This is a genomic window from Micromonospora sp. HM134 (assembly GCF_007833915.1).
Taxonomy (GTDB): domain Bacteria; phylum Actinomycetota; class Actinomycetes; order Mycobacteriales; family Micromonosporaceae; genus Micromonospora; species Micromonospora wenchangensis.
Window position 1 is genome coordinate 3347967 of record NZ_CP041061.1, and the last position, 18670, is coordinate 3366636.

Annotated in this window: 18 protein-coding genes; 13 read left to right on the top strand and 5 right to left on the bottom strand. The window is 74.5% G+C overall.

Translation table 11 applies throughout. The features are described 5' to 3' along the window. Positions 1 to 110: 110 nt before the first annotated feature. Positions 111 to 1220: an acetamidase/formamidase family protein gene (locus FJK98_RS14405; RefSeq protein WP_145919472.1), complete on the bottom strand. Its 1110-nt coding sequence runs from the start codon at positions 1218 to 1220 to the stop codon at positions 111 to 113. Between the two features lie 310 nt (positions 1221 to 1530). Between FJK98_RS14405 and FJK98_RS14410 the strand changes: the two genes are divergently transcribed. The 7 genes from FJK98_RS14410 (at position 1531) to FJK98_RS14440 (ending at position 7534) form a co-directional block, all read left to right on the top strand. Further along, positions 1531 to 2910 (top strand): SRPBCC family protein, encoded by a 1380-nt coding sequence (locus tag FJK98_RS14410; protein ID WP_145919473.1) that lies wholly within the window; start codon positions 1531 to 1533, stop codon positions 2908 to 2910. A 44-nt stretch (positions 2911 to 2954) separates the two neighbouring features. Then, positions 2955 to 3443, top strand: coding sequence for an aromatic-ring-hydroxylating dioxygenase subunit beta (locus tag FJK98_RS33215; protein WP_158224284.1), 489 nt, complete (start codon positions 2955 to 2957; stop codon positions 3441 to 3443). Between the two features lie 22 nt (positions 3444 to 3465). Next, complete coding sequence (locus FJK98_RS14420) at positions 3466 to 3783, top strand: Dabb family protein (RefSeq protein WP_168222470.1); 318 nt, start codon at positions 3466 to 3468, stop codon at positions 3781 to 3783. Next, on the top strand, positions 3780 to 4673 hold the full coding sequence (locus FJK98_RS14425) for a VOC family protein (RefSeq protein ID WP_088647651.1): 894 nt from the start codon (positions 3780 to 3782) through the stop codon (positions 4671 to 4673). Before FJK98_RS14420 ends, FJK98_RS14425 begins: the two co-directional genes overlap by 4 nt. Before the next feature lie 192 nt (positions 4674 to 4865). Continuing rightward, entirely contained in the window at positions 4866 to 5285 is a 420-nt protein-coding gene (locus FJK98_RS14430; protein ID WP_145919476.1) for a MerR family transcriptional regulator, read from the top strand. 10 nt (positions 5286 to 5295) lie between these two features. Further along, positions 5296 to 6198 (top strand): TIGR03619 family F420-dependent LLM class oxidoreductase, encoded by a 903-nt coding sequence (locus tag FJK98_RS14435; RefSeq protein ID WP_145919477.1) that lies wholly within the window; start codon positions 5296 to 5298, stop codon positions 6196 to 6198. 121 nt (positions 6199 to 6319) lie between these two features. Continuing rightward, positions 6320 to 7534 carry a hypothetical protein gene (locus FJK98_RS14440; RefSeq protein ID WP_145919478.1) on the top strand — a complete coding sequence of 405 codons (1215 nt, stop codon included), beginning with the start codon at positions 6320 to 6322 and terminating at the stop codon, positions 7532 to 7534. A gap of 59 nt (positions 7535 to 7593) precedes the next feature. Here the strand turns inward: FJK98_RS14440 and FJK98_RS14445 are convergent, their stop codons facing one another. The 3 genes from FJK98_RS14445 to FJK98_RS14455 all read right to left on the bottom strand — a co-directional run bounded on the left by FJK98_RS14445 (position 7594) and on the right by FJK98_RS14455 (position 11164). Then, the gene (locus FJK98_RS14445; protein ID WP_240762843.1) at positions 7594 to 8466 is read right to left on the bottom strand and encodes a hypothetical protein; all 873 of its coding nucleotides are present in this window, start codon (positions 8464 to 8466) and stop codon (positions 7594 to 7596) included. Next, positions 8463 to 9584: a WxL protein peptidoglycan domain-containing protein gene (locus FJK98_RS14450; protein ID WP_145919479.1), complete on the bottom strand. Its 1122-nt coding sequence runs from the start codon at positions 9582 to 9584 to the stop codon at positions 8463 to 8465. Before FJK98_RS14450 ends, FJK98_RS14445 begins: the two co-directional genes overlap by 4 nt. 71 nt (positions 9585 to 9655) lie before the next feature. Then, entirely contained in the window at positions 9656 to 11164 is a 1509-nt protein-coding gene (locus tag FJK98_RS14455; protein WP_145919480.1) for an HtaA domain-containing protein, read from the bottom strand. A gap of 194 nt (positions 11165 to 11358) precedes the next feature. Between FJK98_RS14455 and FJK98_RS14460 the strand changes: the two genes are divergently transcribed. The 6 genes from FJK98_RS14460 to FJK98_RS14485 are packed head-to-tail and all read left to right on the top strand — an operon-like array spanning position 11359 to position 16213. Then, the gene (locus FJK98_RS14460) at positions 11359 to 12192 is read left to right on the top strand and encodes a hypothetical protein (RefSeq protein WP_145919481.1); all 834 of its coding nucleotides are present in this window, start codon (positions 11359 to 11361) and stop codon (positions 12190 to 12192) included. Further along, a complete protein-coding gene (locus FJK98_RS14465) occupies positions 12189 to 13205 on the top strand; it encodes a hemin ABC transporter substrate-binding protein (protein ID WP_240762845.1) in 1017 nt (338 codons plus the stop codon). Before FJK98_RS14460 ends, FJK98_RS14465 begins: the two co-directional genes overlap by 4 nt. Next, on the top strand, positions 13202 to 14299 hold the full coding sequence (locus FJK98_RS14470; RefSeq protein ID WP_145919482.1) for an iron ABC transporter permease: 1098 nt from the start codon (positions 13202 to 13204) through the stop codon (positions 14297 to 14299). The genes FJK98_RS14465 and FJK98_RS14470 overlap by 4 nt, the downstream gene beginning before the upstream one ends. Before the next feature lie 37 nt (positions 14300 to 14336). Then, positions 14337 to 15230, top strand: coding sequence for a heme ABC transporter ATP-binding protein (locus FJK98_RS34040; protein WP_240762847.1), 894 nt, complete (start codon positions 14337 to 14339; stop codon positions 15228 to 15230). Next, positions 15231 to 15908 carry a heme oxygenase (biliverdin-producing) gene (locus tag FJK98_RS34045; RefSeq protein ID WP_145919483.1) on the top strand — a complete coding sequence of 226 codons (678 nt, stop codon included), beginning with the start codon at positions 15231 to 15233 and terminating at the stop codon, positions 15906 to 15908. Further along, positions 15905 to 16213, top strand: a complete 309-nt coding sequence (locus FJK98_RS14485) for a DUF2470 domain-containing protein (RefSeq protein ID WP_240762849.1) — start codon at positions 15905 to 15907, stop codon at positions 16211 to 16213. Before FJK98_RS34045 ends, FJK98_RS14485 begins: the two co-directional genes overlap by 4 nt. Positions 16214 to 16294: 81 nt before the next feature. On the opposite strand, the gene FJK98_RS14490 is transcribed toward FJK98_RS14485, so the two are convergent. Continuing rightward, entirely contained in the window at positions 16295 to 18361 is a 2067-nt protein-coding gene (locus FJK98_RS14490; protein ID WP_145919484.1) for a UvrD-helicase domain-containing protein, read from the bottom strand. Positions 18362 to 18670 lie beyond the last annotated feature (309 nt).

Genomic DNA, 18670 nt, shown 5'->3' on the forward strand with positions numbered 1-18670 from the left:
CCGTGCGCGGTGCGCCGCCCGGATTACGCCGGCCCCGGCCCGCGGCACAGCGCCACGGGCCGGTCAGCGGTCGTCGTTATCGGCTCGGCGACGAGGTCGTGGTGCGCCGGTCAGAAGTGGGCCGGGAAGTCGGCCTTGCGGATCAGGCAGTGGATGCCCTTCACCCCGTCGACGACCTGGCTCACCTCGAAGTCGGCGGCGGCGCTCAGGTAGGCCAGCGCGGTCTGCGGCGGCATGCCCTGGGTGCGGACGAGGAAGTCGACGGCGGCCCGGACGGCCCGGCGCATCGCCTCGTCGAGGTCGCCGTGCAGGCCGACCGGGAGCCAGTGGGTGGCGGTTTCGCCGAACGGCCCGTCGACGGCCCCGAGCAGGCCGCCGGCCTGTGCCCGGGGGATCACCGACAGCCGCAGGGTGGCCCGCAGCGGCGCCTCCAGGGCGGTCAGCGCCACCTCGCCGTCGCCCTGGGCGTAGTGCGGGTCGCCGGCGTAGAAGCCCGCCCCGGGCAGTTGCACCGGCAGGTAGAGGGCGGAGCCGACCTGGAGTTCGTTGATGTCGAGGTTGCCGCCGAACGCGCCGGGCGGCACCGAGTGCACCGGCTCGTCGGTGTCCACGGCGACGCCCATCAGGCCGAGGAACGGGGCCAGCGGGAAGGTGGCGGCCCGCCCGTCGCCGTACGGCAGGGTGCCGAACAGCCGGCCGCCGCTGTGCAGCACCCGGGTGAAGTGGGAGACGGTGCCGTACTCCCGGGGGCCCTCGGCGTCCGGGCCGGGGTCGGCCGGGGTGAGCGGGTACTCGCCGGGCAGCGCGCCGTAGCCGTGCCGGCTGCTGATGAAGCCGTACGGGGCGCGGACGAGCAGGTCGAGCACCTCGACCCGGAGCAGGTCGCCGGGTTCGGCCCCGGCCACCGTGATCGGGCCGGTGACCACGTGCGGGCCGTCGGCGTCGTAGTCGTGGGCGACGTCGGAGGCGGCCAGGTCGCGGGCGTCGGTGAGGACCTGGTCGCTGGGCACGTCGAACTGCTTGAGGAAGCCGACGGGGTCGCGGCCCTGGTCCTCCAGGATGCCCTCGTGGCTGAGTGTGTCGATGGTCACGGTCTCGCCGGAGCCGACCCGGAGCACGGGTTCGTGCCGCCGGTTGGGCAGCCGGCCCCACAGGCAGGTGTCGGGGGTGCTCGGCAGGTAGTGGGTTCCACCGATCGGGCCATCGTGCGGCTGGAGCATGACATCCTCCGGAAGGGGTGACACCGGCTGGCGGTGCGACGGGACGGCGCGGCCCGGTGCGGGTGGCCGGCGGCCGGCGACGGGATGCGCGGGCCGCGTCCGAGGGCCGGCGATCGGGGTCGGGCGGATCGGCCGGGCCACGTCGGATGCAGGGGATCGTGACCGGCGAAGCAACCGTTGCGTGTTGCGGTCGTATTAACAGCGAGTAACCCGGTGCCGGAGTCTGCCCTGCTCTTGACAGTTGCCATGGCCGAGTAGCAGCATCGTGTGGCGAGATGCTGTCTCGCATGACGTAGAAGGCGGTGAGGTGATGGCGCAGCAGACGCCGGTACGTCCGCTCGGTGCCACCGGTGACGGCGCGATGATCGACGAGGACTGGGAGGCGCTGCGGTTCCGGGTGCACCGCTCGGCGTACCGCGATCCCGAGGTGTTCCGGACCGAGATCGACCGGATCTGGAATCACACCTGGCTCTATCTCGGCCACGAGACCGAGATCCCGAAGGCCGGTGACTTCAAGACCCGCACCCTCGGCGGTCGACCGCTGATCTTCTGCCGGGACGCCGGGGGCCAGGTGCGGGCCTTCTTCAACGCCTGCACCCACCGGGGCACCGTGCTGTGCCGGCACAGCGAGGGCAACACGAAGTTCTTCCAGTGCTTCTACCACGCCTGGGCGTTCAGCAACTCCGGCGAACTGGCCGCGCTGCCCGGCGACGACGCGTACCCCGACGACCCCGCCTTCCGGGCGTCGATGGCCCTGCGCCAGGTGCCCCGGCTCCAGATCCACGAGGGTTTCGTCTTCGTCGCCTTCGACCAGGACGTGCCCGACCTGCTGACCCACCTCGGGCCGGCCGCGCACTACATGTCGCTGACCGCGAAGATCGGCGAACACGGCATGACCACCCTGCCGGGCGTGCAGCTCTACAGCGTGAAGGGCAACTGGAAGCTCGCCGTCGAGAACGCGATGGACGGCTACCACTTCGCCCCCACCCACAACACCTTCGTCGGCTACCTGCGGGAGACCGGCTTCGCCGTCACCGACGACGACCAGTACGCCTACGACCTCGGCGGCGGCCACGGGCTGCTCGTGCTCACCGGGCACAACGGCCGGATCGGGATGGTCTGGGAGCCCCGCTTCGGCGACGAGGAGAAGACCCGCACCGTCGCCAAGCGCCGCGAGCTGGAGGCCCGTCTCGGCCCCGAACTCGCCGCCGAGGTGGCCGACGCCAGCCGCATCCTGTTCGTCTTCCCCAACCTGCTGCTGTTCGACCTGGAGGCGCTGACCATCCGGCAGCTCGAACCGGTCGCCGCCGACCGCACCGACGTGCGGGCGTGGCAGTTCGTCGAGGTCGGCGAGCCGGAGTCGGTCCGCGCGCTGCGGATCAAGACGATGGTCAGCTTCGTCGGGCCGGGCGGCCTGGCCACCCCCGACGACATCGAGGCGTACGAGGCGGTGCAGCGTGGCATCACCGCGACCGCCGACTCGGTCGACCCCGCCCACGACTGGAGCGACATGTCGCGGGGCATGGCCAACGAGAAGCAGGGCAACCAGGGCCGCTCGATCGACGAGGGCGCGATGCGCAGCTTCTGGCGGCGCTGGGCCGAGGTGGTCGGGGCGGGCACCAGCGTGGCCGGCGACCCGCCGGCCGGTACGCCCGCCGCCGGACCCGCCACGGGGGGTGCGGGCAAGTGAGCGTGTCGTCGACGACGGCCGGGAGCCGTGGGGGAGTGGTCAGTGTGGCATCGCGCGAGGTGACCCGGGCCGAGGTGGAGGAGTTCCTCTACCGGGAGGCGCAACTGCTCGACGAGTGGCGGCTCGACGAGTGGCTCACCCTCATCGAGCCGGGTGGCCGGCTGGAGGTCCCGACCACCGACTGGGCCGGCTGGGACGCCACCACCGCCGGGTACTTCGTGGCCGACGACTACGAGCTGATCCAGGCCCGGGTCAAGCGGCTCAAGAGCCGCAAGGCGCACGCCGAGAACCCGCACTCGCGTACCCACCGGATGGTCTCCAACGTGCTGCTGCTGGAGGCCGGCGCGGAGACCGTCTGGATCAGCGCCAACTTCATCATCCACCGCTACCGCGACAACGGCGCCTACACCTACGTCGGCCGCTACGAGCACGTGCTCAAGGTCGACCCGGACGGGCTGCGGTTCCGGCTGCGCCGGGCCGTCCCGGTGATGGAGTCGATGGACCCCGGCGCCCGACTCAGCTTCATCCTCTGAGCCGGCCGCCATGATCACCCACATGCTGGTCTTCCGGTTCCGCGACGACCTGCCGCCCGGCGCGGCGGAGTCCGTCCTGGCCGAGCTGGAGACCTTCCCGAGCCGGTACCCCGCGATGCGCAACTGGCGCAGCGGGGTCAACGTCAGCACCCGCGACACCAGCATGACCCACGGCTTCGTCGTGGAGTTCCCCACCGAGCAGGACCTGCTCGACTACCTGCACAGCGACTCGCACGAGCGGTTCGTCCGGGAACGCTGGCGGCCGGTCATCGAGCGTCAGGCCATCGTCAGTATCCCCACCGCCGGGGACGCCCAGCCCATCGAGAGGGGTCACAGATGACCACCGAGGCCACCGCCCGCCGCCGTGGGCCGTACGGCATGGAGTACGCCCGGATCGAGGTGCCCGACCTGGCCGCCTCCATCGAGTTCCTCCAGTACCACGTCGGGCTGCAACTGGAGCAGCACGACGACGAGTACGCGTTCCTGCGCGCCGACCTCGAACACCACAGCATCGAGCTGGTCGCCGCGCCGCAGCGCACCGAGTCCTGGACCACCGCGGTCGGGTTCAGCGTCGAGAACGACGCCGTCCTCGACGACCTGCGGGAGCGGGTCACCGCCGCCGGGCACGAGGTGTTCGAGCTGGCCGACCGGGTCAAGGGCCTGGTCCAGCGGGGCTTCGCCGTCCGCGACCCCAACGGCCTGATCGTCGAGCTGTTCACCGAGTTCCAGGAGTACGCCGAGCCGCCGCTGATCGAGCTGCGCCCGCTGGACCTGGTGCACCCGTTCCTCGCCACCGACAAGTACGACGAGACGCTGGCCTTCTACACCAAGGTGCTCGGCTTCCTGGAGTCCGACCACGTCGGCGACGTGACGGTCTTCCTGCGCAGCGAGGACCGCTACCACCACAGCCTGGCGATCCAGCGCAACAACGAGTTCTACGTCGCGCACCTGTGCTTCATGATGAAGAGCTTCGACCACGTGATGCGCGGCCGGGCACGGGCCCAGTACAAGCAGGTCCCGATCGCCTCCGACCTGGTCAACCACTCGGCGTCCACGTCGATCGCCTTCTACATGCACGACACCCGGCACGGGCCGCGCTACGAGCTGTGCGACCGGCACCGGGTGTTCACCCCGGAGGAGCACGAGACCCACCGCGCCCGCCGGATGGCGGTCGACCCGCGCAACATCGACGTGTGGCGTCCCGCCGCCGACGACTGGGCGCGCTTCTGACCCGCGCCCCCGTCAGGGCCGGCCGGCGGACTGTCGTACCCGCCCGCCGGTGAGGGGCGCGAACGCGGGGTGGCCCGGTCAGGGGGCCACCCCGCCGTCATTCCCGCAGCGCCCCGGCGCGTTCGGCGGTGGGCTTGACCTTGACACCAGTGTCAAGGTCCTACCATCGCCCTGCGCGGGAGGGGTGGTCGAATGCGCATCGGTGAACTGGCCGGCCGTTGCGGCGTCAGCGCCCGGTCGGTGCGGTACTACGAACAGCAGGGCCTGATCGCCCCACGTCGTGCCGCCAACGGCTACCGGGAGTACGACGACCTGGCGGCGGTGCGCGTCCGGAACATCCACGAGCTGCTGGAATCGGGCCTCACCGTCGAGGACATCCGGCTCTCGATCGCCCACGGCTGCCTCGACGAGCCGTTGAGCACTTTGCCTGTCTGCCCCGACGCGGTGCGGATCGCCGCCGACCGGCTCGACGCCCTCGACCGGCGCATCGCCGCGTTGCAGGATCTGCGCGGGCGGCTCGCCCGGCAGGTCCGGGCGACCGAGACGGTGCTGGCCCGCGACGGGGCACCCGTCGTGACCGGGTTCCCGCCGTCGCCGCCGCCGGCGGACTGAGGGGGCGGGGATGAGACTCGGGCTGTCCCTGGAGCCGCAGGCGTGGCCGCGGGACACCGGTGCGGCCATGCTCCGGACGGCGGGTGAGGCCGAGCGGATCGGTCTGGAGTACGTCCTGATGGCCAACCACGTGCTCCGCAACCCGAACGGGGTCGGCCTCGATCCGGTGGTGCTGCTGGCGGCGGTCGCCGGCGCGACGACCCGCATCGGTCTCGCCACGAGCGTGCTGGTCCTGCCGTACCACCAGCCCGTGGTGCTGGCCAACCAGCTCGCCACGCTGGACGTCGTGTCGGCGGGCCGCCTGACGGTCGCCGTCGGCACCGGCTGGAATCCGCAGGAGTTCGACGCGCTGGGGGTGCCGATCCGGCTGCGGGGCCGGCGGACCGACGAGAGCCTGGAGATCATGAAGGCCCTCTGGTCCGGCACCACCGCGCAACTGGACGACAGGTTCGCCGGCCTGCGTGGCACCGTCCTCGGCGTCTCCCCGTACCGGCCCGGCGGGCCACCGGTCTGGGTGGGTGGACACAGCGACGCGGCGATCCGACGCGCGCTGCGGTTCGGCGTCGGCTGGCACGGCTCCGGCATCGACCACGAGGACGCGCGCGTCGTCCGGCAGCGGATCGGGGAGTTGGCCGACGGCACGGGACGGGACCCGGCGACCATCGAGATCAGCACGGTCGGTTTCCTGGTGCCACCGGGAATCCCGGCGGCCCGGTCCGCGCCGGGCCGGCTGCTCGGTGGCCCCCGCGCCACCACCACGGCGATCGTCGACGACCTGTGTCAGCTCGCCGACGCGGGGGTGGCGATGTGCTCGTTGTGGATGCCCGTCGACGGACGCCGGATGGGCGAGGCGTTGGCGTGGTTGGCCGACGAGGTCCTGCCCCGGGTGGGTCACCGGTCCGGCCCGCGTTAGCTCGGCCCCACGCCGTCGCCCTGTCGGCAAGCTGACCCGTGGCTGGCCGGCGGGATGCCCGCCGTCGACAATGGACGGAGCAGCGCGGACGGTCGGAGCCGACGGTGGCGGGAGCACGATGATGTCTGGCAGGACGGCCGCCCGGCGGGCGGCGGCGTTGGTCGCATGGTGCGCGATGGTGGTGGGGGCCGGTGCGGTGGTGGCGACACCGGCGGTGGCCGCGGTGCCGACGGGCACGATGAGCGCCGGCACCGTCACCGACGGTCGGAGCCTGCTCTATGTGAACAACCCGGATTCGCTCCGCAACACCGACCTCGCCGAGGCGGGCCGGGCGATCTCCGCCCACAGCCTGACCGCCGGCGGTGTGTACCGCGCCTACTTCTCGCACGTGAACCGGACCAGCCCGGCGGTGCCGCTGCACTACGGCATCCGGCTGACCAACGGTCGCAGCACCGCGACCGTGGTCACCCGGACCCGCAGCGTCTGGCGGGCCGGTGCGGCGGGCATCGGCGGCCCGGCGTTGGCCGACTTCCTCAACAGCAGCGAGAGCACCACGATCACCGTGCCCGGCAACGGTCGGGCCTGGTTGTACCGCAGCGACCAGCTCGGGACCGGCCTGCCCGCCGCAATCAACCAGTACCTCGTCGGGGCGGCCGACTTCAGCACCACCGGGTTGCTCACCGCCGAGGTGCTGGCCTGGTCCGGCACCGCGCCCACCGGCAACTACACCTACCCCGGCTACGTCACCGACCTGCGGGACGGGCAGGCGCAGCACCGCTTCGACAAGGGCCTGAGCCCGATCAGCGCCGCCACCCTCACCATCACCTCGACCCTGAGCACCGGCAAGGTCGAGGACCAGTTGCTCAGCGCCACGGCCGGCGTCAACACGGCCTGCCCCACCAACAGCTACGCGAACACGGGCTGGGCGACGAACCTCAACCACCTGCAGAACACGACAGCGCTCGGCGGCGACCTGGTGTCGCTCACCACGCCGGAGGGCCCGCTCGTGACGCCCTGCGTGAACTCGCCCTTCGGCGGCGGCAAGCCCAACCTGCGGAACTGGGGGGTCACCTACACCGTCCAGCTGACCGTGGACAACCAGTCGTTCGCGCCCCGGACACTGGCGTTGGTCGCGTCCGGGCTCGGCGGCAGCGTCAACCTCGCCTACCGCCCGCCGGGCGGCACGACCTGGCAGTCGACGGTGGTCGGCGACTTCGCCAGCGTCACCTGGGCGACCGTCACCGCCCCACCCGGCCCGTCGACCTTCACCGCCTCCTTCGCGGTGAGCGGGCCCGGCCCGGCCGGCCTCCTGCACCGGCTGCGGACCACCGGCTGACCCCGTCGACGCCCCCGCGCCGGTCCGCGCCAGCCGGCCCGACCCGGGCGGGCACGGGGCTACCTCCGCCGTGGGCGGCGGGCCGGTCGGCCACCACGGCGGCCGAGCAGCAGCCCCACCGTGAGGACGGCCGCCGCCACCGGCAGCCCCCAGGGTCGCCGGGCGGCCGACACGGTGAACGCGAGCGGCCGGCCGGGCACCGCGATCCGACCGTCCACCTCGTACCGGCCGTAGGGGGCCGCGCCGGTGGGCACCCGGACGTGGTACTCCCGGGTCTGCCCGGCGGCGATGCCGCCCAGCGTCGGGGCGGCCACGATGGTCCGGGCCCGTCCGGGCGGCCCGACGGTCAGCTCGAACGGCGGGTCGGTGACCTCCTCCGCGCCCGGGTTGTGCAGGGTGATCCGTACCGCGAGTTCACCCGGCAGGCCGAACCAGCCGCGCGGCCCGGAGCGGTCGTCGGCGTGCACCGCCACCAGGGTCAACCCGGCCGGGACGGCCGGCGCGACGGCCGGCGCGGTCACCCCGGCGAGCGTCAGGTCGGCGGTGGCGGCGACCGTGCCGGTCGGCGTCCGGACCCGCAGCACGCAGGGGCAGGCCACCGGCGGGGCGGCCAGCAGCACCGGCAGGGCGGTCCGGCCGGACGGCGGCACCTGGCCGTGGGTGGCGGCGGCGGTGGCGCAGTCGAGCGCGCCGCGCCGGGCGGCGTTGCCGCACACCTCGGCCTGCACGGTGCCGGCGGGCCAGCCGTCCAGGCCGACCAGCACCCGCTGCCCGACCCGCAACGCCCCGGCGGGCAGGGTGACGCCGGGCCCCCGGCCCGGGGCGGTGGCGGCCGCGCCCGCCGTCGCGCTGTCCGGGCCGGCTGCCGGGGGAACCGGCACCAGGGCGGCGGCCACGGCCAGCACGGCGATGGTCCGGAACTGTCCGGTCACGGGGCGTCCGGGCGTCGGGCGTCGGGGTGCGGGCCGGCCGGGGCGGCGTCGGACACCGGGCCGGGCCGCCGGCCGGCGGTGGCGGTGTCGTCGGGGCCGGGAGCGGTCACCCGGCCGGCGGGAGTGCCCCGCCGCCGCCACCATCGCAGCCCGGCCCAGCCGGCCGCGGCGGCGAGCAGGGCCAGCAGCAGCCACGGCGGGGCCCACACCCCGGCGGTACGGACCACCGGCGGCAGCGCGGTGTCCGTGGTGGTCGCCGCGATGTCGACCTCGGCGGTCAGCCGCAGCAGCGGGGGTACGCCGGTGATCCGTTCGGTGACGGTGAAGGTGGCCCCGGGCAGCAGTTCCGGCAGGTCGGTGGGGGCGGTGCGGGCCTGTTCCCGGCCGAACGGCGCGCGCACGGTCACCGTGCCGCTGCCGCCGACCCGGACGTTGCCGTCGTTGCGCAGCCGGTAGCGGACCACCAGGTCGCCGCCGCCGAACGGGTTGACCGGGTTGTCGTACGCGACGTCGACCGCCTCCACGGTGACGGCCGGCCGGACCGGGCCGGTGACCCGCAGGTAGACCCGGGCGGCGAGCCGCTGGTCGACCAGGACGCGCTGCCCGTCGGCGGTGGTCCGGACCCGGGCGACAGCACCGATCACGCCGCCGGTGTGGTCGCCGGGGGTGGCGTTGGCCGGCACGGTGAGCCGGAACGGGATGTCGACCCGCTTGCCCGCCGGAATCGTCCACTCCCGACGCGCGACGCTGATCCACGAGCCCACGTCGGTGGCCGGCCGGTCCGCCGGCAGCAGGGCGAACGCGCCGTCGGTGGAGGTGTACGCGTCGGTGCCGTACACGTCGAAGGTGAGCGGGCGGTCGCCGAGGTTGGTGACGCCGACGTGGTCGGTCAGGGTGCTGCCGGGGGCCAGGTCGTAGATGAAGTAGTTGCGCCCGGTCGGGCCCTTGGCGCTGGACGGCTGGACGGCCCAGCGCGCCGCGCCGGTCTCCCCGGCGGCGGCCTTCGGGGCGGGCGACGGGGCGGGCGCGGCGGGGGCCGGTGCGGGCGTGGCCGTGGCCACGAGCAGCGCGGCGGCGGCGACGGCGCTCGCCCGGGACAGGGTGGTACGCAGGGACATGCCGGGCTCCGGGAACGTGATCGGGCCCGGTGGGGCGGGTGGCGAGCCCGTCCCACCGGGGTGGTGCCGAATCAGGAGAGGGTGAGGGTGAGCACCGCGCTGTAGTCGCCCGCCGGGGCGGACGCCGGAACCCCGAGCTGGAGTTCGGCTCCACAGGTGAAGGTGCCGTTGCTCGCGCCGGTCGCCGAGGTGCACAGCGCCCGAGCGGTGCCGAGACCGGCGCCGGGCGCGGCGGGCGCGCCCGGGGTGACCACGCCGGGGGTGCCGGCGAGGCCGTCGGTGCCGACGGCGGCGTTCGGCGTCCACCCGAGGTTGTCCGCGGCGATCGCGCCGCCGGTGGCCGAGGCGAAGTCGGAGACCTGCCCGACGAGGCTCCAGCCGGCGTTGGTGCCGCGCAGGTCGGCCACCGTGGCGGTGTTCAGCGCCCCGGTGGTGACCTGCCCGTTGCTGACCGGCGGCAGGGCGACCGTGGCGCCGGCCACGCCGAGGGTCAGCGCGCCACCGGTGACGGTGGCGGTGATCTGCTGGTCGGCGTCGCCGCCGCCGGTCGGAGCGCGGGTGAAGGTCACCGGGGTGAAGGTGTCCTGGCTCCGGTCGGCCGCGCCCCGGGCGGCGAAGGTGATCACGTAGCACTGCACGGCCGTGCAGTCGACCTGCGCGCCGGTGCGGTCGGTGTAGACCGCGCTGATCGGCAGGGTGGTGCGGAACGTGCCGTCGGCGTTGAGCCGGTCCCGGGCCTCGGTCGGCTCGTTCGTCTTGTTCACCCACTTGGTGACCTGGAGGACACCGGCGTTCGTCCAGTGCTCGTCGACCTTCGGGCCGAAGGAGACGTAGATCCCCGCCGCCCCGTTGGCCTCCGGGTCGAAGCCGCTGCCGGTGACCGTGACGGTCGCCCCGGCCGGGTCGAGCCCGGTGGCGGGGGTGACGCCGACGGCCGGTCCGGCCGGTTCGCCGCCGCCACCGGTGGAGAAGGTGAACGACAGCGGGTCGAGCGCGGTGCCGGCGGTGTAGAAGCCGTTGAACGCCGAGGCGCCCTCGGCGGTCAGCGTCGCCGCCAGGTCGGTAGCGGTCACCGTGCCGCCGCTGCCACCGGGGTTGCCGTCGCTGACGGTGATGGTGGCGATGGTGGCCTGGCGGACCGAGACCGGCTCGGCCGCCGTGGTGGTGAGGTCCACGTCCGCCTTGACGGCGGCTGTGCCACCGGTCACGACGATCGTCGGGTTGGCCAGCGCGATGGTGAAGAAGTGCGCCGGGTACGAGAAGACGATCTTCCCGCCGTACTCGGCGTCGATGGCGTCGGTGCCGGCGTCGTATGTGCCGCCCTTCGCCGGGAAGGTGAAGGTGCCGTCGCTGTTGATGCGGGCGCCGTCGCTGGCGGCGATCGGCGGGTTGCCGTTGCCGGTGTTCACGTAGGCGCGGAACGACGCCTTGAAACCCCAGGTCAGGCTGCCGGAGCTGATCTCCGTCCCGGCGGCCTGGGCGGGGCTGACCCCGACGAGGACGGTCGACGCGCCGAGCAGGGCGACCGCCGCCCAGCGCAACGACCGCCACCGACCGGCATTGGTTCTGGATCTGACCATGCTGCTCCCTCTGTGGTGCCCAATACGGACAGTGGTTGAGGTTAGGCAAACCTAACTACTGCGGCATCCGGTAAAGGGGCCGAAGATCTTGGACCGAAGAACCTCTTGTGAACAGCGGATCAGTCGCTTAGGTTAGGCAAACCTTAGCTACGGTCGGTGTGGTAGCCGGCCCGATCCGTCATGGGAGGAGCCTGATGCGGGCACTGCCTCGCGCCATCCTGACCGCCGCCGCGATCACTGTCAGTATCGGTGTGGGGTCGACGCCGGCCCACGCCGGCACCGGGCGGGGCCCCGCCGGGCAGACCCTCACCGCCATCCCCACCAGCGGCGTGGCCCGCACCGGGGCGACGGTCACCGTCACCGGCAGCGGGTACGACGTCACCAAGGGCATCTACGTCGCCTTCTGCGTGGACAACGGCGTCGGCGTCGCCCCCAGCCCGTGCGGCGGCGGCGTCGACACCACCGGCAGCACCGGCGCGTCGCACTGGATCTCGTCCGACCCACCCTCCTACGGGGAGGGACTGGCCGTCCCGTACGGCCCGGGCGGCTCGTTCCGGGTGACCCTCACCGTGAACCCCCGCATCGGCACGGTCGACTGCACCGTCCGCCGGTGCGTGGTCACCTCCCGCGCCGACCACACCCGCACCGCCGACCGCTCCCAGGACGTCCGGGTGCCGGTCACCTTCGCCGCCGCCGCGACGCCCGCGCCGACCCGCACCCCGGCCGCCGCCCCGGCGACCGCCGGTGCCGGCGGCGCCGCCCGGACCACCCCGCCGGCGGCGGCCCCGACCGGCGCGGCCGGCACCCCCGCCGGCGGCGCACCGGCGTCGGCCGCCACCGCCGTCGCCCCCGCCGGCACCGGCGGCCCGGCGGCCCCGGCCGATGCCGGCGACCAGGCGCAGGTGACCCGGGTCAGCGCCGCCTCCGACACCGGCCGCTGGTGGCTCGTCGCGCTGGTCGTACCCCTGCTCGGGATGGCCCTGCTCGCCGGCCTGCGCCGACGTCGTCGACGCCGGGCCGCGTCGTGACCCGGCGCGCGCTGCCGCTCGTCCTGGTGCTGCTCGCCGGGGCGCTGGTCGGCTGCACCGACCCGGCCGTCGAGGCCCGGCCCGGCACACCGGCCTCCTGCGGCCCGGTCACCGCCGCCGTGGCCGACACCGACGTCACCCCGCTGACCCCGCCCCCGGCCCCCGGCCTGCCCGTCACCGTCACCTCCACCGACGGGGTCATCACCACCGTCAGCGACGCCACCCGCATCCTGCCGGTCAACCTCTACGGGTCGATCGCCGAGATCGTGTTCAGCCTCGGGCTCGGCGGCAACGTCGTCGGCCGGGACACCTCCACCACCTTCCCGGCCGCCGCGCACCTGCCGGTGGTCACCCCGGCCGGGCACGACCTGTCCGCCGAGGCGGTGCTCGCCCTGGCCCCCACCGTGATCCTCGCCGACGACAGCATCGGTCCACCCGAGACGCTGCGGCAACTACGCGCCGCCGGCATCCCGGTGGTCCTCGTCGCCGCCGAACAGACCCTCGACGCCGTCCCCGGCCACGTGCGGGCCATCGCGGCGGCGCTCGGCGTCGGCGCGGCCGGCGACCGGCTCGTCGACCGGATCGAGGCCGACATCGCCGCCGCCCGCGCCGGTGCGCCCGCCGACGCCGCCCCCCGGGTCGCCTTCCTCTACCTGCGCGGCACCGCCGGGGTCTACCTGATCGGCGGGCGGGGCGCCGGCAGCGACGCGATGATCGAGGCCGCCGGGGGAGTGGACGCCGGCAGCGCGATCGGCCTGGCGAAGTTCCGCCCCCTGACCAGCGAGGGCCTGATCAACGCCGCCCCCGACGTGATCCTGGTGATGAGCGGGGGACTGGAGTCCGTCGGCGGCGTCGACGGCCTGCTCAGGCTCCCCGGGGTGGGACAGACCCCGGCCGGCGCCGCCCGCCGCGTCGTCGACATGGACGACGGTGTCCTGCTCACCTTCGGCACCCGCTCCGGGCAGGTGGTCCGGGCGCTGGCCGACGCGCTGCACTGCCGGGGCCCGCGATGACCGTCACCGGCACCCGACCGGCCACCGGCGACACCGGAACCGGCCCGGACCGCCGCCGTCGGGTCCGGCGCGGACCGCTCCTGCTCACCGGACTCACCGCCGGCCTGCTCTTGATCGCCCTCGTCGCCGCCGGCCGGGGGCAGGTGGCCGTCGCCCCGGCGGAGGTGCTCGGCTCGGTGCTGCACCGCCTCGGCCTGGACCTGGGCCCCCGGCCCGCCGCCGTGCACGGCGAGAGCGCACTGTGGCTGGTCCGCTTCCCCCGGGTCGCACTCGCCGCCGTCGTCGGCGCGGCGCTCGGCTGCGCCGGTGCGGTCATGCAGGGGGTGTTCGGCAACCCGCTGGCCGAACCGGGCGTCATCGGCGTCTCGGCCGGCGCGGCGGTCGGCGCGGCGCTGGCCATCGTCACCGGCGTCACCGTCCTCGGCGGCTGGACGGTGCCCGCCGCCGCGTTCGCCGGTGGCCTCGCCACCACCTGGCTGGTCTACCTGCTGGCCCGCTCCGGCGGCCGGACCGAGGTGGTCACCCTGGTCCTCAGCGGCGTCGCGGTCAACGCCGTCGCCGGGGCCGCCATCGGGCTGCTGATGTTCGTCGCCGACGAGTCGGGCGTGCAGGCCATCGCCTTCTGGAACCTGGGCAGCCTGGCCCAGGCCAACTGGTCGGCGGTCGCGCTGGCCTCGCCCTGCCTCGCGGTGGGGCTGCTCGCCACCCTCGCCGACGCCCGCCGGCTGGACCTGCTGGCCCTGGGCGAGAAGTCCGCCCGGCACCTCGGGGTCGACGTGGAACGGCTGCGGGTCCGGATGATCGTGGTCACCGCGCTGCTCGGCGCGGCGGCGGTCGCCTTCACCGGCATCATCAGCTTCGTCGGCCTGGTCGTGCCCCACCTGGTGCGGATGGTCGCCGGCCCCGGGCACCGGCTGCTGCTGCCGGCCAGCGCGCTCGGCGGCGCGATCGTGGTCGTCGCCGCCGATCTCGCCGCCCGTACCCTCGTGGACTATCAGGAACTACCGTTGGGGGTGCTCTCCGCCCTCGTCGGTGGACCCGCCTTCTTCTGGCTGCTGCGCCGCACCCGCGACCGCGCGGGAGGCTGGGCATGAGCGGGCAGCCGGCGGGCACGCGCGGTGGGAGGGCGCGGTGAGCGTACGGGAACGCCGGCGTCGGGGGCCGCTGCGGCTGCTCGGCCGCCGGTCGACGCCCCGGGTGCCGGCCGACACGACGCCGGGCTCCACCCGGGTCCGGGCCACCGGGATACGGGTCGAGCGGGCCGGTCGACCGGTGCTCGACCGGGTCGACCTCGCCATCCGCGCCGGTGAACTGCACGCCCTGGTCGGACCGAACGGGGCCGGCAAGTCCACCCTGCTGGCCGCCGTCAGCGGTGACCTGCCGCTCGCCGCCGGCACCGTCGAGGTCGACGGCCGGCCGCTGGCCGAGTGGTCGGCGGTGGAGCTGGCGATGCGCCGCGCGGTGCTGACCCAGCGCAGCGTCCTGAGCTTCCCGTTCGCCGTGGTCGAGGTGGTCCGGATGGGCCGGGCGCCCTGGGCCGGCCGACCCGAGGAGGCCCACGACGACGCGGTGGTCGCCGAGACCATGCGCCGCTGCGACGTTATCCGGTTCGCCGCCCGTCCCTTCCCGTCGCTGTCCGGCGGCGAACAGGCCCGCGCCGCGCTGGCCCGGGTGCTGGCCCAGCGGGCCGGGGTGCTGCTGCTCGACGAACCGACCGCCGCCCTCGACCTGCACCACCAGGAACTGGTCATGCGGATCGCCCGGGACCGCGCCGCCGCCGGGGACGCCGTCGTGGTGGTGCTGCACGACCTCGCCCTGGCCGGCGCGTACGCCGACCGGGTCACCCTGCTCGCCGACGGGCGGGTCCGGGCCGCCGGGCACCCCGACACGGTGCTGACCGCGCCCCTGCTCAGCGAGGTCTACCGGCACGACATCGAGGTCGTGCCGCACCCGGACACCCGCCTGCCGCTGGTCGTGCCCCGCCGTCGGGGCCCGGCCCGCACCACCCGCGTCACGGAGGAATAGATGGACACCCCACCCCTGCCGTTCTCGGCCCGGTTGCGGGCCGCCACCCAGGGCGCCCACACCGCCGCCGAGGGCCAGCAGTACGTCACCGCCCTGGTCGCCGGTGAACTGGACCTCGCCGGATACCTCGACCTGGTGGTCCAGCACCACGCCCTCTACCAGGCGTTGGAGTCGGCCGCCGAGGTGATGCGGGCGGACCCGGTCGCCGGGGGGTTCGTCGACGACGCGTTGACCCGGCTGCCCGCGCTGGAGGCGGACCTCACCGCGCTGGCCGGGCCGGACTGGGCGCTGCGCACCGCGCCGAACCCGGCGACGGTGGCCTACGCCGAGCGCATCCGGGCCGTGGCCGGCACCTCCCCGGTCCGCTTCGTCGCCCACCACTACACCCGCTACCTGGGCGACCTCTCCGGTGGCCTGCACATCGGACGGGCGGTGGCCCGACGCTACGGGCTGACCGGGCAGTCGGGGGCGGCCTTCTACACCTTCGCCCGGATCGACCGGCCGAAGGCGTACAAGGAGGCGTACCGGGCGCGGTTGGACGCGCTGGCGCTGAGCCCGGCCGACGAGGCGGCGCTGCTCGACGAGGTGCTGGTGGCGTACCGGCACAACACCGCCGTCTTCGCGGCCCTGGCCCGGCACGTGCCGGCCGGCCCCGTGCTGCCGGAGGCGGTGGCGTGACCGGGCAGCCGTTCGACGCCGACACCGTGTCGGCGGTCAGCCGGCACATGAACGACGACCACGCCGGGGACTCGCTGCTGATCTGCCGGACCCTCGGCGGCTGCCCGGACGCCACCCGGGCGCGGGTGACCGGGCTGGACGCCGACGGGATGGACTTCGCCGTCACCCTCGACGACATCGAGGTGCCGGTACGGCTGCCGTTCGCCCACCGGCTCACCGAGCGGGCCGAGATCCGCCGCGAGGTGGTGCGGATGTACGAGCAGGCGTGCGCCGCGCTCGGCGTGCCGCCGCGCCGCGCCGGCTGAACACCCGTCGCGGGTCGGCCCCGACGAGCGGGGCCGACCCGGTCAGGTCGTTCCGGGGCGGGGTGGGTGCCGCCGGGCGGCTCAGCGGCGGGTCAGCTGCTCCGGCAGCGGCTTGCTGTGCAGGATCACCAGTTCCCCGACGGCCCGGGTCAGGGCGACGTAGAGCCGGTTCATGCCCCGGGGTTCGGCGGCGACGATGTCGGCGGGTTCGACCAGCACCACCCGGTCGTACTCCAGGCCCTTGACCTGGCTGACCGGGACCGCGCGCAGGGCTTCGGCCAGATGGTCGGGGGCGATGACGGTCCCGGTCTCCCCGGCCACCGCCCCGGCCAGGTCGTCGACCCGGCGGATCTCCAACCTGCCGCCGGGCCGGAACGACCGGGTCGGCGCGATGCCGGGCGGCAGGGCACGGGCCGCGAAGTCGGCGATGACCTCGGGCACCCGGTAACCGGTGGGCAGGTCCAGCGTCCGGGTGGTCCGCTTGCCGAGCCGTCGCACCAGCTCCGGCCACGAGCCGGCGGCCAGCGGATGGGTCGCCTGGCCGAGGTCGCCCACGATGGTCATCGAGGCGTACTCGGCCCGGCGGGCGATCATCCGGCACTCCATCGGCGACAGGTCCTGCGCCTCGTCGAGGATGACGTGCCGGTAGGCGTCCTCGACGGGCTCCTCGGCCTCGGCCACCGGCAGCGGGTCGGCCAGCACCGGAACGTAACCCTCCTCGCCGTACGGGTCGACGCCGTCGACCCAGCCCACCACCTGGTGACCCTCCCGGAGGATGATCGCGGCTGCCCAGCGCTGGGCACCCCGGTGGCCGCTGTCCAGCGACTGCCCGGACTGCGCCATGGGGGTGGACAGGCCGGGCGCGAAGAGCTGCCACCCGTCGGCGAGGCTCGGGCTCAGCACGAAGGTCTCCGCCAGCCGGATGCCGCTGCCCAGTTCCCGGCGCTGCCACTCGGGCCGGACCTCGGCGACCTGTGGCGGTCGGCCCAGGATCTCCGCCAGCTCGTCGAGCAGCGGGACGTCGTCCACCGACCACTGGCCCTGCTGGGCGGGGAGGACGTCCTGCGGGGTCAGCGTCGGCCACCAGGCGGTCAGGAAGGCGTCGGGGACCTCCCGGCCGGGCAGCAGTTCCGCGAGCACCGTCGCGGCCTGCGGCCGGCCGGCGTTGGGGGTGGTCCCGGCGGCCTCACACCGGCGGCGGACCTCCCGGCGGGCCCGCGCCAGGTCGTCGGCGTCGAGACCCCACAGCCGGTTCGGCACGTTCGGTGGGGTGTCCCAGGCCAGGTCGGTCAGCACCCGCACCATCCGCAGGTCACCCTTGGTACGGGCCACCTCGGCGCGGTCCCGCCGGGTCGCCACGACACCGTCGAACAGCTCACCGACGGCGCGCAGGTGGACGCTGTCCTCGCCGAGGCCGGGCAGCACCCGGCCGATGTACTCGGTGAACACGGTGGACGGGCCGACCACCAGCACCCGACCGTCGGCGTACCGGCCCCGGTCGCGGTAGAGCAGGTAGGCCGCCCGGTGCAGGGCCACCTGCGTCTTGCCGGTCCCCGGCCCGCCGGTGATCAGGGTGACCCCGTGGGTCGGTGCGCGGATCGCCTCGTCCTGCTCGCGTTGGATGGTCGAGACGATGTCGCGCATGTGTGCGCCGCGTTCCCGGGTCAGCGACGCGAGCAGGGCGCCCTCGCCGACCACCCCGTCGACGGGCGTGGCCGACAGCACCTCGTCGTCGAGGCCGACCACGGTACGTCCGGTGCAGGTGATGACGCGGCGACGGGTCACCCCGAGCGGTTCGCCGGGGGTGGCCCGGTAGAACGGTGCGGCGGCGGGGGCCCGCCAGTCCACCACCAGTGGCTCCCGGTCGGCGTCGCGGACACCCAACCGACCGATGCGGTACGTCTCGTCGTCGTAGTCGAGCCGGCCGAAGACGATGCCCTCCTCCTGGGCGTCGAGGTCGGACATCCGGGCGGCGGCGCCCAGCACCATGGCGTCCCGCTCGACCAGCCCGGTGACCGGCCCGCCGTCGGCCCGCCGGCGTCCCTCCTCGCCGAGCTGCCGGGCCTGCGCGCGCATGACCTCCAGGCGGGCGTACACCTGGTCGACCACCTGCTGTTCGACGGCGATCTGCCGGGTCGTCTCGGACACGGGCCCCCCGTTCTCCGCCGGGCCCCGTGGCCCGGACCGGTCGAGAGTAGGCGCGGTACGGGGTGGTAAAAATCGTCATCCGGGACGATCCGGACGGCTTGACCGACCCATATGATGAATATGGCGCAGTGGGAACGCCCCGGCCGGGCGTCGCGGAGCGCCGCGCCCCTGCCCCCTCGCGGAGCGCCGCCCCTGCCCCCTCGCGGACGGCGTCGGCCGTCGGTGTCGCGCGATCATTCGTTCCATGCCGTGGACCGGCCCTTGTCTATGACCTACTAAAGCTGTAGGAAAAGTAGGTCATAGACACCG